This window comes from Mesobacillus subterraneus (genome assembly GCF_003937825.1).
In the GTDB taxonomy this organism is placed as follows: Bacteria; Bacillota; Bacilli; order Bacillales; family Cytobacillaceae; genus Mesobacillus; species Mesobacillus subterraneus.
Map to the genome: position 1 here is coordinate 292,446 of NZ_RSFW01000014.1, position 16,489 is coordinate 308,934.

Genomic DNA, 16,489 nt, shown 5'->3' on the forward strand with positions numbered 1-16,489 from the left:
ATTCCTCTCTTTTTTTTTCTATATACATAAGAATACAAGAAAGGTATGTGCTGTTCCTAATCTGGAGCGCAAATTTCTTTATAGGTCATTAGAATTATTTTTCATCGTAATTCAGACAACTTTCGACCTGAACCGCATCTAGGTCTGGATCAAATTCTGAAAGTTTTGTGAAAATTAATAGAATTTGATTCTCACCTTCTCGTTTTATGTAGGAATTTGGCACTATTTACATAGATTCGTACCTTCTCCCTTCCATTGCTGGTTATGTCATTGTGTTGTAAAATTAAAAGGAAAGTTTATTGCAAGCGCTTGCATAATCTGCGCCCTTAAATTTTTTTATCTGATTGTGCAAACGGTTTCACTTAGAATTCATTGTAAAAGAAAGGAGGACTTCTTCTACTATTCTTGCAAGATTAATTTATCTAGGGAGGAAAAGATTCGCATGAGAAAGAGCACAAAACGCAGCTTTTCTATTTTCATGACAGCGATCATGATCCTGAGCTTATGGCTTCCTTTTATTCCTGCTCAGCAGGCAAATGCGGAAGGAAGTACTGTAACGTCTGAGACAAACGATCGCAAAGTTCGCTTTACCTACATTCGCGAAGACCAGAACTTTGGCGAATGGAACATTTGGACCTGGAATACCGGCGTCCAGGATGGACAGGTAGATTTTACAACTAGGGTAGGCAAAAAAGCGGTAGTGGATATTCCAGTTGGCCAGGATACGGCACAAATGGGATTCGTCCTTCGCAGCACATACAATTGGGATACTGCCCAAAAAGAATTTGGAGACCGTTTTATCAGAGTAAGCAAAAACGACTCCATCACAAAAGCCTTCATCACGAGTGGTGTTGAACAAATCCGCATCGTTCCTGATGGATCAGCTCCAGTGATTGAGAATGGAAACGCTACTTTCTATTATCGTGATCGTGCGCTTTTCGCAAATGATGCAATGAACACCATTGAAAAAGTAGAATTGAAGTTCAATAACGAAACAATCGAAATGACCTATGAGCCTGAGAATGAGAGATTCATAACTTCTTATGAAAACATTCCAAATGGCACAAATGAATATACGTACCTCGTCACGAAAAATGGCGAAACAAAAGAAGTAACAGATCCATACAACACCGTTGATGGAAAGTCGACGATTTCTTACTCCAGCGCTGAATTAACTGTTTCGAGTTCTGTTCAGCCAGAGGAGATTGACTACAACCAAAATGCGGTGCTGAAGGTTGATGTAGATGGCCTGACAGATGGAATTGAAGTCAGGAAGATCACGGCTGACGTTTCCGCACTTGGCGGATCGAAGGCTCTTGAAGTCGACCCTACGTTAGGCAAAATCACGATTGCGGTCGATGACAATGTAACGGCAGGCACAAAAACGATTCCGTTAACCGTAACGGATTCATTTGGCAATAAGCACAGTGGCACAGCCAATGTCTCTGTTAAAACAAGACAATCTGTTGGTGAGAATGACTTCGACTGGGATGAGTCAATTATCTATTTCATGCTGACAGACCGTTTCTTTGATGGAGATGCCTCCAATAATGATCCTTATAACCTGAACTATGATACAACTGACCGCGGCACGTATCAGGGCGGTGATTTTAAAGGAATCACCGAAAAGCTGGATTACCTGGACGACCTTGGTGTTAACACCATCTGGATCAGCCCTGTTGTGGAGAACATCAAATACGATGTTCGTTTTGATAATAAAGAAGGCCACTCTTATTATGCTTACCACGGCTACTGGGCAAGCAATTTTGAAAGCCTGAACCCTCACTTTGGAACCATGGAAGACTTCCATCAACTGATTGACGCTGCCCATGAACGCGGCATCAAAATCATGGTGGACGTCGTATTGAACCATACTGGGTACGGTCTGAAAGAAATCAATGCGATGGAAAATCCGCCAGCAGGTTATCCAACTGATGCGGAACGCAGCAAGTTCAGCAGCCTGCTTCGCCAGGGAAATGTCGGAGGTGACGAAGTAGTTGGCGAATTAGCCGGACTTCCTGACCTCAAGACAGAAGATCCTGCAGTCCGCAATGCGATCATCAAATGGCAGACTGACTGGATTGAAAAAGCGAAAACTGCAAAAGGCAACACAATCGATTACTTCCGTGTGGATACAGTGAAGCACGTTGAAGATGCAACATGGATGGCGTTCAAGAATGCGATCACGGATAAAATGCCTGAACACAAGATGATTGGTGAAACGTGGGGAGCGAATGTCAATAACGACTACGGCTACCTTGAAGCAGGCATGATGGACTCCCTGCTTGATTTTGACTTTAAAAATATCGCCCATGATTTCGTCAACGGCAACCTGAAGGCAGCAAATGATGCCCTGATTGCCCGCAATGGCAAAATCGACAACACTGCTACTCTTGGCCAGTTCCTTGGCAGCCATGATGAAGATGGATTCCTGCATAATGCCGGAAATGACAAGGGCAAGCTGAAGGTCGCTGCTTCCCTGCAGGCAACAGCCAAAGGACAGCCGGTCATTTATTATGGTGAAGAACTTGGCCAAAGCGGAGCGAATAACTATCCGCAATACGACAACCGTTACGATTTAGCCTGGGATAAGGTTGAAGGCAATGATGTTCTGGACCACTATAAAAAGATCCTGAATTTCAGGGCTGACCATTCTGAGGTTTTTGCAAAAGGTGATCGCACGACAATCGGTGGTTCCAATGGCGACAAGTTCATGATGTTTGCACGCAAGCATGGAAATGACGCTGCCTATGTCGGGTTAAACGTTGCTGACGCAGCAAAGCAAGTGAAGCTGACTGTCAACGCTGGGGCGGTTGTTACAGACCATTATTCAGGTCAAACCTACACAGCAACAGAAGCTGGCGAAGTCACTCTGGCCATTCCGTCAAAGGCGGATGGCGGTACAGTTTTACTGACAGTTGAAAACGGCACAATTACAGCCGCAGCAGCTGGTTCTGGCAACGGCAATGTGGATCCGATTCCGGAAAATCATATCCGTATCCACTACAAGCGTGCTGACAACAACTACAATAACTATGGTGCATGGCTGTGGAACGATGTTAAGTCCCCTTCTGCCAACTGGCCAACAGGCGCTACAATGTTTGAAAAGACCGACAGCTATGGCGCTTATATTGATGTTGAGCTTAGAGAAGGCGCGAAAAACATCGGATTCCTCGTTATGGATGTAACGAAAGGCGATGCTGGCAAAGACGGCGGTGACAAAGGCTTTACCATCACTTCACCAGAAATGAATGAAATTTTCATCAAGCAGGGCGATGACAAGGTGTACACCTATGAACCAGTCGACCTTCCTGCCAACACAGTCCGCGTCCATTATGTACGTGACAACGCTGACTATGAGAACTGGGGTCTTTGGAACTGGGGCGATGTTGCATCCCCTTCTGATGGCTGGCCGACAGGTGCTGCATCCTTCTCGGGTACAGACCGTTACGGAGCGTATGTTGATATCAAGCTAAATGAAAACGCGAAGTCCATGGGAATGATCACACTCAATAAGACCAACGGAGATAAAGACGGCGGAGATAAATCGTTCAATCTGCTTGATAAGTACAATCATGTATGGGTCCGTCAGGGCGATGACAATGTTTATGTCTCTCCTTATTGGGAGCAGGCAACAGGCCTGACATCTGCGGAAATCATTTCCGAGGATACGATTTTACTGAGCTTTACGATGACAGACGGGTTAACAGCTGAAGACTTAAAGTCGAAACTGGAAATTAAAGACGCAGACGGTACAACGGTTAACATTGATAGTGTAAAAATTGCAGGAAGCAAAAAAGTCGAAGTCAAAGCTCAATTTGATTTAGAAAAGCTTCCATTATCCATCACGTATTCAGGCAGAACGGTTTCTGCTTCATCCGGCTGGAGAATGCTCGATGAAATGTTTGGTTACGATGGCGATGACCTTGGTGCCACTTATAAAAACGGAGCTGTTACATTGAAGCTTTGGGCGCCAAAAGCGAGCAAAGTAGTCGCAAACTTCTTCAACAAAGACAATGCAGCAGAGCAAATTGGCAGCATTGAACTGACAAAAGGTGAAAAAGGTGTCTGGTCTGCAGAGATAGCACCTGGCGACCTGGACATAGCCGATCTTAAGGGTTATTTTTACCAGTATGAAGTAACGAATGACGGAATCACGAACAAAGTCTTGGACCCTTATGCTAAATCGATGGCAGCCTTCACGGTCAACACAGAAGGCAAACCAGGTCCTGACGGTGACACGGTTGGAAAAGCAGCGATCGTGGATCTGAGTAAGACGAATCCTGAAGATTTCGATCACGCAAAAATCAAAGGCTATGAAAAACGTGAAGACGCAGTAATCTATGAGGTTCACGTACGTGACTTCACGTCAGATCCTTCTATCGAAGGCGATCTGAACGCAAGATGGGGCTCTTACAAGGCCTTCATCGACAAGCTGGATTACATTAAGTCTCTTGGCGTTACTCACGTTCAATTGCTGCCGGTAATGGCCTGGTATTACGGCGACGAAACGAAGATGGGCCAGAGAGAGCTTGATTACTCCGCTGGCGGCAACGAGTACAACTGGGGCTATGACCCGCACAGCTACTTCTCGCCAGACGGCGCATATTCACTGGATCCATCAAATCCGGAAGAGCGCGTGAAAGAACTGAAGGAAATGATCGATGCGATCCATGATGCTGGAATGGGTGTCGTCCTTGACGTCGTTTACACTCACATGGCAAAAGCCAGCCAGCTGAATGACATCGTTCCTAACTATTATGCGTTCCAGGACGCTCAGGGCAACTTCCTTGGCGGCTTCGGAAACAACCTGGCAACAAGCCACAAAATGGCTGAAAAGCTGATGGTAGATTCAGTGAAATACTGGTTCGAAGAATACAAGATTGATGGCATGCGCTTTGATATGATGGGTGATGCTACCTATCCTTCCATCCAGAATGCCTATGATGCAGCAGCTGAAGTGAACCCTGATGCATTGTTCATCGGCGAAGGCTGGAGAACATTCGCTGGCCACATTGCTGAGCCAGAGCTTGCGGGCATGGGCGCAGACCAGGATTGGATGAACAAGACAGACGATGTTGGCGTATTCTCTGATGAGATCCGCAACGAATTGAAGTCAGGCTTCGGTTCTGAAGGTGAGCCACGCTTCATCACTGGCGGAGCTAGAAGCGTCCAGACGATTTTCAACAACATCAAAGGCCAGCCGTCCAACACGGCACATGACGACCCGGGCGATATGGTTCAATACATCGAGGCACATGATAATATGACGCTTTATGATGTCATTGCCCAATCAATCAAAAAAGACCCGGCAATCCCTGAAAATAATCTTGAAATCCACAAGCGCATCCGCGTCGGAAACTCGCTTATTTTAACATCACAGGGAACAGCCTTCCTGCACGCAGGACAGGAATACGGCAGAACAAAGCAATGGAAAGCCGATGGAGTACCAGAGCAGAAATACCACGAACTGAAGGATGAGCAAGGAAAATCATTCGGATACTTCATCCACGACTCATATGATTCATCCGATGCCATCAACATGTTCGACTGGGAAAAAGCAACCAACAAAAAGAAATACTCCATCAACACGACAACCAGTGCCTATACTAAAGGCTTGATTGAACTGAGAAAATCAACGAATGCCTTCCGCTTAGGCGAAAAAGACCTGGTGGACAAGAATGTGAGTTTGCTTAAGCTTCCTGAAATCAAGGATACCGATTTGGTCATTGCGTACGAAAATGTATCAACTGACAATACAGGCACCTACTATGTATTCGTGAACGCTGATACAAAGTCACGTACGTTGACATTAGGCGACCTTGACTTCTCCAAAGCGAAGGTCCTTGTCGACAACGACGAAGCCGGCAAAACACCAGTTTCCAAGCCATCTGGCTTCAAGCTGGCAAAAGACAAACTGACGCTTGACCCACTGACAACAGTGGTCATCAAGGTCGACAATAAAGGCAAGAAGAAATAAGAAGTAGGCAGGCATCGTCCAAATGTGGATGATGCCTGTTTTTTGCAAAATAAACCATCCTGCCATATGGGTTTACTAGATGAATTCTCAAGGGTATGATTAACTTATCACGATCTATTAAGGAGATGCGATGCTAGATTACAGATTATATAAAGGACGCGGTTCCGAATACATTGTCTTGCTGCACGGAATCGGCGGAAACTCCAACATCTTTTACAAGCAGCTGAAGCCTTTTCTTAAAAAGTATAATATCCTGGCGATCAATTTACCTGGCCATGGAACCTCGCCAGATATTGATTCATATAAAGATCGATTCACCTTTGACATGGTTGTCAGTGAGATTGTTAAAACGCTGGACCATCTTTCGATTCGGAAGGCGCATTTCGTCGGCATCTCACTCGGAACGATCATCGTCCATCACCTGCTTCAAAGAGAACCCGGACGCGTGCGGTCGGCGGTTCTCGGCGGTGCGATTACCAGATTGAACTTTTTTGGAAAATCTCTGATTAAATTAGCATGGCTCATCAAGGACTTTCTCCCGTTCATATGGCTGTATCGCATATTAGCGTTAATCCTGATGCCGAAAAACAACCATAAAGACTCACGGCGTTTTTTCATCCAGGAAGCTTATAAGATGAAACGGGCCAATTTCCTCGCCTGGTACCCGCTTGCCGGGGATGTGGAGGCCACTTACAGCCAGGTCCAGGAACAAAGCCAGGATGTCCCAAAGCTTTATATCTCCGGGGCCGAGGACCATATGTTTGTCCGGGAGCTCGAGGAAGACCTGACTGGCGATGAAAGTTCAGAATTAGTGATCCTCGCTCAATGCGGCCACGTCTGCAATATCGAAAAAGCCGATGAATTCAACGAGCTTTCCCTCGATTTTATGGACACATACAAAACGAAAAAAGCGAATATCAGTTAAATGGTAAAAAGGGGAGTACGCCATGATGGCTTACTCCCCTTTTCATTCCTGGTTTTAATAATAGTAATACGGATATCTTGGCGGCGGGCAGCACGGATATGGCGGGTAAAATCCTCCATAGTAAGGGCGCGGATAAAACAAAGCCCCACCTAATAATCCCCCAGCCAATCCACCTAAAAACGGCAATCCAAAACCCCAGCCAAATCTCTGATCCTGTGAATGATATGAATATGGATGTCTATATGCATGCATACGGCTAACCTCCCTCTTTGTATTCCCTATTTTTATATGCATCTGTCACGGGTTTGGCTTGGGCGAATGCACATGGGATCAGGAATTCTCGGTGGGAGATGGTACAGGATATTGGGGACCTGGTTTGAGATTGTCTCTAGAAAATGGGCGCTAATAAGAGCTATTGGTCACCTGGTTTCGGCTTCTCTTCTAAAATTGGGCACCAATCGGGGCTATTGGTGACCTGCATTCGGCATCTCTCTTAAAATTGGTCACCCATCAACGCTATGGGTGACCTGGTTTTGGTTTCTCTTTTAAAATTGGGCGCCAATCGGGGCTATTGGTGACCTGGTTTCGGTTTCTCTCGTAAAATTGGGTACTAATCAACGCTATGGGTGACCTGGTTTCGGTTTCTCTCTTAAAATTGGGCACTAATCAACGCTATGGGTGACCTGGTTTCGGCTTCTTATCACGAAAACGGGCGCCAATGAGGGCTTGCCACTTATAAATGGGTACCAACAAACTCTCGCAAAATAGGATATTCCTTAAAATTTGATTATTTTCCTGAAACTAATAGATATATTCCTTAAATTTAAAATATATTCCTGAAAAACCAAAAGATATTCCTTAATTTCCGAATATATTCCTAAATAGCCCTTTCCAGGTGATAAAATTGCCCACTAAAGTCGCTCCCGGATCCTCTCCGTCAAAAAAAGAAGCATGAGTGCCATTCTCGGCCCCCATGCTTCGCAAACTATTAAACTCTGAACTTCGCAACCATCTCTCTCAAATTCTCTGCCATGCTCGCAAGGGATGATGAGGAGGATGCGACTTCTTCCATGGAAGCTAGTTGCTCCTCTGTCGCGGATGCGATTTCGGCTGTGCTGGCGACGGAGCCGCGGGCGATTCTGGTGACCTCATCGATGGAGGCGTTCACCTGCATGACGCTCGCTGACATTTCCTCTGAAATCGCGGAAACTTCCTGGATTTCTGCGCTAACGCCCTCGATCGACTTCAAAATATCCTCAAAAGTGCGGCCGGTGTCTTCAACCAGTAAAGCACCATCTGAAATCTCAACAGTTCCTTTGTTCATCATTTCAACGACCTGGTGCGTCTCTTTTTGAATCACTTCAATCAAACCGGAAATCTGGCTGGCTGATTGCCTCGATAGCTCGGCCAGCTTCCTGACCTCATCGGCCACGACAGCAAAGCCTTTGCCATGCTCGCCAGCTCTCGCTGCCTCGATCGCCGCATTCAGCGCCAGCAAATTCGTCTGGTCAGCAATCCCCGTTATGACCTCAATGATCTTCCCGATTTCGGCCGACTTGCGGTCCAAATCCTTGATCACTGCATTTGTCTCGCTTGTTGTATGATTAATCGTCTTCATTTTCTCAATGACTTTTTCTAATGACTCATGGCCCAGCTGTGCCTGTTTCGTCGTTTCCGCCGCAGACTCTGCAACATTCGACGTCGTTTCAGCCACCCTCTGGATACCCGCGGACATCTCACTTACTGCCTTTGCGCTTTCTTCGGTGTTCTTGCTCTGAGTCTCAGCTCCACTCGCGACTTCCTGGATCGCTGTGGCCACCTGATTTGTTGCTGAACTCGTCTGGTCGGCACTCGCCATCATTTCCTCAGCAGATGCTGCCACCTGTTCTGACGTGCTGCTCACCTTGTAAATCAAATCTCTTAGATTGGTCGTCATTTCATTGAACGAATCGGCAAGTTCGCCGATTTCATCTTTGTTCTTCACCTGGACGGCACCAATTGAAAGATTGCCCTTCGCCACTTCTTTTGCCGCCTGTGACACTAATTGGACAGGCTTTGAAATCATCCGGCTTATATATAGGGCAATGACGATTCCAGCGACAAACGCAATCGCACTGAGTGCGATGATCACCAAGGCAACGGTGCTCACTTCACTGGACAGGGCCCGGCTTGTTTTTTGCAGACTGTCTTCCTGGAATTTCAACGCTTCCTTGGCTGCCTCGTTGAGCGTGAAGATGAGCGGATTCGCTTTTTGTTGCATCAGCAGCGTGACTTTTACAATCTGTTCATCCCTTTTTAAAATAAAGGCTTCCTGAGCGACTTCATAATATTGCTCCTCGGCCGCAATTAACTCTTGAACAACCTGTTTATCTTCTGCAGTAGTGGCAATTTTCAAATATGCCTCCGCACTTTCTGCAAAATCATCTGCTCCAGCTTCAAACTCCAATAGACTTTCCCCGTCCCCAACAGCCAGGAATTTTTGAAGCGCCAGTTGTTCTCTCATGGTCGCATCCTTCATGGAGACGATCAGATTAAACTTTTTCATGCGGTCATCAATCGAGGACGAATACTGGCTGTTCATTTTGCTAAATTGAAAGTTAGTAATCACCGCCACTAACGCCAGCAACGCCAATACAGAGAAAAAGCCGGCAAATAGTTTTTTCCGAACCGTAAACTTCGTATTGAGCTTAACCTGCTTAACCTTGAATCGCTTTTTGATCTTCATCATCCGCTCTCCTTAGCAGCGCAAATCGCACCGTATTCTATCTACTATGTATTTCGGCTTCCACCCCGTTTTTTTTAGGGCTTTTGACATCCTTTTTAGAATCATGCGAAAATTAATTAACTAGAATGATAGAAACGAGGTAAAGGTTAAATGAAAAAAATAATCGATAAAATCCTTGAATTCAATGGCCCGGTGGAAAATTATAAACAAAGCGGACTAACGCTTGTTTATCTATCAAAAGAATTAAAAGAGGATCGGAACATCGTTTTTCCCGACAATGTTGCTCATGCTTTTTTTGCTCCTGCCACGGATGAATCTATATTGACGCTGGAAAAAGAAAATCAGCACCAGTTCCCTGAAGTCTACAAAGAACTGATCAAAGAATGCAACGGTTTTTCCCTTGAATCAGGCTGCCTCTCCCTCTTTGGCCTGCCACTCGGGTTGTGGGAAGGTTTTTCCCAAAAAGAAAAAGCGTTTTTCGGGATGGATGTCATTTATATAAATCAATCCTATGCTCCCAGAAAAATCGCAAACAAGTATTTCATCATCGGCAGGGACTATTACAACGGCAATTGGATCGGCATCAATGACAACAAAATTCATGTAATCAATAAATATGGGAAGCTGCTCGGCGAGGTCGATTTTATCGCGGAGATTTTGGAGTCGGTTGAGGAGTATAGCCGGAACGCTGAAGAAACAATAGCCTATATTAAGGATCAATATAAATAACGCCTGGATTCAAGAAAAATCCAGGCGTTTTAAAATCAACCAATCTTCTTTTCTTTATCTCTCTCCACCTTATCCTCATAAAACAACGCAAAGTCCGGATCGATTTTTCCGATTCCAAGATATCTTGCTTTGTAATCCTTCAAAAGGGCGAAGAACTGCTTGCCGAGGATGAGGATGACTACGACGTTGATGAAGGTAGGAATGGCAGATGAGATGTCCGCGAAATACCAGACCGTCTGTCCCGGCAAACCGAATGCGACTCCGTACACGACCATCAATGTTCCCGGGATTGGGTATAAATAGATGAACGTTTTCAGAATCCTGTTTTTTACCTTTGTCTTTCCTTTTAAAAGGTGGCGCAGGACGATTTCGTAATAAGAGTACCAGCCTGTCACTGTTGTCAGACCGAACAACAGGATCGACAGGGCAATCGTGATGCGGCCGAATGAACCGATCCCCGTTTCAAATGCCGTGAGCGTCAGGTCAGCTCCAGTCAAACCAGTTGACCACGCACCGGTGATGATGATTGTGAACGCGGTGATCGATGATACGATAATCGTATCAATGAATACCTCAAAAGCACCCCAGATGCCCTGTTTTACCGGGTGGTCGACCTTCGCAGTCGAGTGAATCATCGGAGAAGTTCCCCAGCCCGCTTCGTTACTGTAAACCGAGCGCGCCATTCCCATGCGGATCACCTGGGCCACTGCCGCACCGGCAAAGCCGCCCACCGCAGCCGTTCCGCCAAATGCTCCGTCGAAAATCAGCGCAAAGACGTCGCCCATCTGGGTAATATTCGAAATGATGATGAATAGCCCTGCCACCACATAGAACAGAACCATCGCCGGAACAAGCTTCGACGCCAGCTTTCCAATATGCTTGATGCCGCCCCAGACAACAAAATAGACCAGGATCGAGAAGATGATCGATGCCGGAATCATCCCGATATCAAAAGTAGAGCTGATCGCTTCAGAGATTGTGTAATTCTGCATCGTAATAAAGAATGTTGAAAAAATACCGAATCCGAAAATGACCGCCGGGAAAATCCAGAATTTAAAATTGCGTTCTTCACCGAGTCCTTTTTCCATGTAATAAGTCGGCCCGCCATACGGGTCGCCATTTTCATCTGTGGTTCGGTAATAAACCGAAAGGGTAACCTCAACTGTCTTGATGATCATTCCAAGCAGGGCGGTCATCCACATCCAGAAAATCGCGCCAGGTCCCCCGACCGCGATGGCCGTGGCCACACCGCCGATATTGGCGACACCAACAGATCCACCGATCGCTGTCGATACCGCTTCAAAGGATGAGATAACCCCTTTTTTCCCATCCTCTGTTTTTTCCTTTTTAAACATGCTGCTGAAGGTCGCCTTCAGGATATGTGGCAGGTGCCTGAACTGAAAGAAGCCGCTTCCGATTGTAAAATAAAGCCCGACAAAAACCATTGTGAGGATTAACGGCAATCCCCATAAAAATGCTGATAAACTTGATAACACGTGATCCATGATGTCTCCCCTTTGCTGTTAGTTGATCATTAATTTCTCCGCTGATGTTAATTCTTGCGATACTTAATCTCCCCGCCAATGATCGTCATGTCGATGTCCATCGCTAAAAGTTCATCTGGATCTGCCATTTCAAATGGATTTGCAGAGTAAACTGTCATATCGGCTAATTTTCCGCGTGCGATTGTTCCTTTTACTGTCTCTTCATTCGTTGGGTACGCACCCAGCTCGGTGAACAAGCGGAAAGCTTCCACCATCGACAGCTTCTGCTCTGGCACATAACCTTCATGGTTTTCACCAGGCTTTTTGCGTGTCACGGCTGCATGGATTCCGAGGATTGGATCAACCGGCTCGACCGGAGAGTCAGAGCCGCCAGCGCAAATGACGCCAGCCTCCATCAACGTTTTCCAAGCATAGGATAGCTTGATCCGCTTTTCGCCAAGGCGCTCCTGTACCCAAGGGAAATCGCTGGCAATGAAGCGCGGCTGGATATCGGCGATCCGGCTCGGTGCTTTCAGGCGCGGAATCAGTTCCTCCCGCAGAACTTGTGCATGGATCAGCCGGTCGCGATAGGCTGCTGCAGGAAATTGATCGAGCACGTCGAGCACATTTTCGAGGGCCTTGTCGCCAATCGTATGGACCGCAATCGGCATGTCCAGTTCCCTTGCACCCCGGACAATTTCATACATCTGTTCCTGGTCATACATCGCATCGCCGTAATGGCCCGGTGCGTCGCTATATTCCTCTGACAGCAGCGCCGTTCTTCTTCCGAAAGCTCCGTCAGCAAAAATTTTAACAGCGCCTATGATCAGCGTATCATTGCCATAGCCCGTGTACATTCCGGCTTCTTTTAAATCGGTTAAGAATTCATGGTTGATCAGCAGGTTGCTGCGCAAGCCCACTTGTTCCCCGTTCAGCAGTTCATTGAAAATATTCCATGTCATTTCAAGACCGCCAAGATAGAGCGGGTCATTCGTATGGACGCTCGTCAGCCCCTTGCTCATCGCAAAATGCATCGTCTGGCGCATCGCGTTTTTCCAATCATCGTACGAGCGTTCAGGAATATGCTGCCTGATCAGGTTCATCGCCGATTCCAGGAACAGTCCGGTCGGCTGCTTCGTCCATTCATCCAACACGATCGTTCCGCCTTCCGGAACCGAAATCGCCGGATGATAGCCGCTCACTTCAAGCGCCTTGCTGTTCACGATGGCCGCATGAAGGCAGGTCCTCGTCATAAACAGCGGGTTGGCCGGTGCCACATAATCCAGCTCCGCAATCGTAGGGATGGTACCGTCTGTAAAAAGGTTCTCATCCCAGCTGCTGCCGACAATCCACTGGCCTGGCTCAAGCTGACTGGCTTTTTCCTGAATTTTAGCGAGCATGTCATGCTTGGAGGTGACGCCGACAAAATCAAGATTGATAAAACTGTCGGCCATGATGGATAGATGAAGGTGGCTGTCAATCAAGCCTGGAGTCGCAGTCTTTCCCTCCAGGTCGATGATTTGCGTGTGGCTGCCCCATTGCAGCACCATATCAGCTGAAGTTCCCATATCGATGAATCGGCCATTTTCAATGACGACCGCTTGTACAATCGGATTGCGTGAATTGAACGTATAAATTGTTCCGTTCGTATAGATGGTTCTCAAGATGATTCTCTCCTTTGGTAAAAGTGAGCCAGATCATGCTTGAAAAATGTTCGAAGTGCGCATACGGATGTATGCAAAAGGAGTTTGAAAGAAGGGGATAGTGGAAAAGCTCTAGCATGCAAAAAAGCAATGATAGAAAATAACCTATCATTGCTTTTTACAATATACGTTATCCTCCATTTCGATCAGTAGTTCTCCATGCACAAAAACAAGCATGACAGTCTGCTCCTTATTCAGGAAGCATCCCAGCAGTAACCAGTTTGACCCTGGCCACGCTTCGGCAAACAACCCTTTCATCCACCATCAACGATGTCATACTCCGATGGACTACTCTTGTTATTCGCTCCTCTACCTCACCGATCTGATAAGATCATATGAAATTACCGTTAATACTATCAGAATATAAATTATATGACAATAGGAAATTTCTGAAAACGAAAGCAATCTCAAAAGAGCCAGACCGCGAATGCCTGGCTCCAACTTCATCATTCCCGCTCGCTCTTGCCGAATTCCAGCTTTCCTATCTGTTGATAACTGCCCATTTTATAGCTGCTTACCCCTCCCGGCGATATAGCGTACAGAGTATCACCGATATACAGCAGGCGCTGGATTTGGCTCTCCCAATCTTCGTAATATGGCATATCACCTTCGATGTGGGAAACCTTTGACTTCAGCTTGAATCCGGTCGCAGGATCGATGCTGTAAATATATGCCCCTTGATACTCAAAAATCGATTCGAATTCGTTCTTCTCGCTGTTCCGGTAAACGGAAACCGGGAAGGCGAAAATGTCTTTATCTTTATTGAAAAGCAAGGCTTTATGGTCATAGTTCAGCGGCGAATACGTCCCCCTGCCGCCGATGATTTCCGTGAATTTCTCTTTAGGGTTCGTCATATCGCTGACATCGAACAGCGAAATCTTCACCCCATCAGTCAGGATCCGCGGCTGGGAGGAACCTTTTTCCGCAACGATCTTTGTATCCTGGCCGAAGCCGATGATGTGGTTTTCATCATATGGATGCAGGTAATTGCTGAATCCAGGTATTTTCAGTTCGCCAAGCACCTTCGGATTGGCCGGATCACTTGCATCAAACACAAACAGCGGGTCGGTTTCTTTGAAGGTAACCATGTAAATTCGGTCGCCCATGAACCTCGCTGAATAAATCCTTTCACCCTTTGCCAGACCTTCAATCTTGCCGGTCTCTTTTAGGTTTTTATCCAAAATGTACAGATGGTTGGACGACGGCCGCTTCTCATCCCAGGCATAGCCTTTCGTCGTCACCACACGGAAAAAGCCGTTGTGCTCATCCATTGAGAACTGGTTCAGCACCGTCCCCGGCACGGTCGCAGAGCTGTGGTATGTCACCTTCATGCCATTGATCGCAAATTTGTGGACATCGGTGTCCGGAGCCATCACGCCGCGGTCTTCAAATTCCATCTCTCCGTAATTCTGGACAGCCAGATACAGGTTTTCCTTGTTCATGTAAATTTGGTTGCCGCTGCCCAAGTACGTCGCGATGGCCACTTCCTTCTTAGGCTGATCAAGGTCAAGCGCGCCAATCATCGTATAGTTCGGCTCGCGTGATTGAGGGAAATAATGTATCTCATCATACCCGATTGTTTTTTCCTCGGAATTGTGGATGCTGTCGGTGAACTTCGGCCTGATATCGATGTCCCGCTCCTCCTTCAGCAGCCAATAATCCGGATAATGCTGCGTGATGAAATATACGAGATTATCAACCTTCCTGGCCGACATAAAGGAACCCTCCAGGCTGACCTCACGGATTTGCTTTGGCTTCGCCGGGTTTTCGACATTGTAGATCAGCACTTTTGTTGAAAAACTCATAGGTGCGATTTTTGTATCTTTTGCCTGCTTTTCGTAAGGCTTATAGTGGTTAAAATACTGTTGCCCAATGACCAACAATTGCTGATCCCCCAGGAAAAGCTGGTTTGGTGAAAAGGTCTCATCATACTTAATCGTTGAAAGCAGCTTCATCTGGCCGCCAGGTACGGCCCCAATGATCCTCACCCGATCATGCTCAGCCTGGAAAATGCTCTTGCCATCTGTTTTGACAATATCCGCTTCATCGACTCCCTGGACCTGCACATTGGTTCTCGAAACATCACCGCCGCCTGCTTTGTCCGCGCTCGATGACTCCGTCGCCTTATCCTCGGTGGCTGACAACGACTCTTTCACCGTGCGGAACCAGCCATGGGATTTCTGTTGCTCCTTTATGATTTCCTCAAAATAGCTCGCCAGTTTCTCCTGCGAGCCGACAACTGGCAGTGTCTCCTTAACAACAAACTTCCACGCCTGCGGAGATTTCAACTCCCTCCCCAAAGCGGATTGTATTCCTTTTTTAAAATGAACCGTAAACACCTTTGATTTCAGATCATAGCCGTTCTCCGGAGGATTGATGTAAATGGTCTTCTGGTCCTCACCCAACTCCAGCGTGGTGTCCAGCTTCTCTCCCCTGTCATTGGTGATGTAAATCAAATCTTTATCAAGACTTTTCAATGATACTTTCTCGGAAAACTCAAGCTTCCACACCTTATTCGGCAGGACCACCTGCTCTCCATCCCACGCATTGACCACTTTAAATTGAGGAAGAGCATAGAACGCCAGCGCAACAATCGAAACAAGAATCAAACCGCTCAAAACCCACCATTTTTTCATCATTTTTTAACCCCCTTGTAAAATTAGACGGGGTTTCGCAACCGGTGTTTCAGGTTTTAGTAAAAATAATCCAATATTGTTGCAAAAAGGGCTGGAAATCAGCGACCCATTTTGGCGCGAATCTCTTTTATTGGCGAAATTTCATTTTTATTGGCGAAGTTCACAACTTTATTGGCGAAAATCAGATTTTATTGGCGAAACCACCTGCTTTATTGGCGAAAATCGATTTTTATTGGCGAACTCCCAGTTGCCTCCTAAATAAGCTCCTCCCGATGCCAGGAAGGGAACTGCTTTATCGGCTAAAGAA

8 protein-coding genes and 1 riboswitch are annotated in these 16,489 nt (G+C 46.4%); of the genes, 3 read left to right on the top strand and 5 right to left on the bottom strand.

Annotated features, from left to right (window positions below):
- The first annotated feature begins 442 nt into the window (after positions 1-442).
- Together EJA10_RS13430 and EJA10_RS13435 are read left to right on the top strand one after the other, a co-directional pair.
- Entirely contained in the window at positions 443-5,980 is a 5,538-nt protein-coding gene (locus EJA10_RS13430; RefSeq protein ID WP_125480506.1) for a pullulanase, read from the top strand.
- Between the two features lie 130 nt (positions 5,981-6,110).
- Positions 6,111-6,905, top strand: a complete 795-nt coding sequence (locus tag EJA10_RS13435; protein ID WP_125480507.1) for an alpha/beta fold hydrolase — start codon at positions 6,111-6,113, stop codon at positions 6,903-6,905.
- A 54-nt stretch (positions 6,906-6,959) separates the two neighbouring features.
- On the opposite strand, the gene EJA10_RS13440 is transcribed toward EJA10_RS13435, so the two are convergent.
- Entirely contained in the window at positions 6,960-7,157 is a 198-nt protein-coding gene (locus EJA10_RS13440) for a hypothetical protein (protein ID WP_125480508.1), read from the bottom strand.
- A gap of 736 nt (positions 7,158-7,893) precedes the next feature.
- Positions 7,894-9,633: a methyl-accepting chemotaxis protein gene (locus EJA10_RS13445; protein WP_246017787.1), complete on the bottom strand. Its 1,740-nt coding sequence runs from the start codon at positions 9,631-9,633 to the stop codon at positions 7,894-7,896.
- A gap of 147 nt (positions 9,634-9,780) precedes the next feature.
- Between EJA10_RS13445 and EJA10_RS13450 the strand changes: the two genes are divergently transcribed.
- Complete coding sequence (locus EJA10_RS13450) at positions 9,781-10,359, top strand: SMI1/KNR4 family protein (protein ID WP_125480509.1); 579 nt, start codon at positions 9,781-9,783, stop codon at positions 10,357-10,359.
- A 35-nt stretch (positions 10,360-10,394) separates the two neighbouring features.
- Here the strand turns inward: EJA10_RS13450 and EJA10_RS13455 are convergent, their stop codons facing one another.
- The 3 genes from EJA10_RS13455 to EJA10_RS13465 all read right to left on the bottom strand — a co-directional run bounded on the left by EJA10_RS13455 (position 10,395) and on the right by EJA10_RS13465 (position 16,185).
- Positions 10,395-11,864: an alanine/glycine:cation symporter family protein gene (locus tag EJA10_RS13455; RefSeq protein WP_125480510.1), complete on the bottom strand. Its 1,470-nt coding sequence runs from the start codon at positions 11,862-11,864 to the stop codon at positions 10,395-10,397.
- 47 nt (positions 11,865-11,911) lie between these two features.
- Positions 11,912-13,510 (bottom strand): amidohydrolase, encoded by a 1,599-nt coding sequence (locus tag EJA10_RS13460; RefSeq protein WP_211340575.1) that lies wholly within the window; start codon positions 13,508-13,510, stop codon positions 11,912-11,914.
- Between the two features lie 178 nt (positions 13,511-13,688).
- A riboswitch (Lysine riboswitch) is annotated at positions 13,689-13,866 on the bottom strand.
- A 126-nt stretch (positions 13,867-13,992) separates the two neighbouring features.
- Positions 13,993-16,185: a beta-propeller domain-containing protein gene (locus EJA10_RS13465; RefSeq protein WP_125480512.1), complete on the bottom strand. Its 2,193-nt coding sequence runs from the start codon at positions 16,183-16,185 to the stop codon at positions 13,993-13,995.
- Between the last annotated feature and the right edge of the window lie 304 nt (positions 16,186-16,489).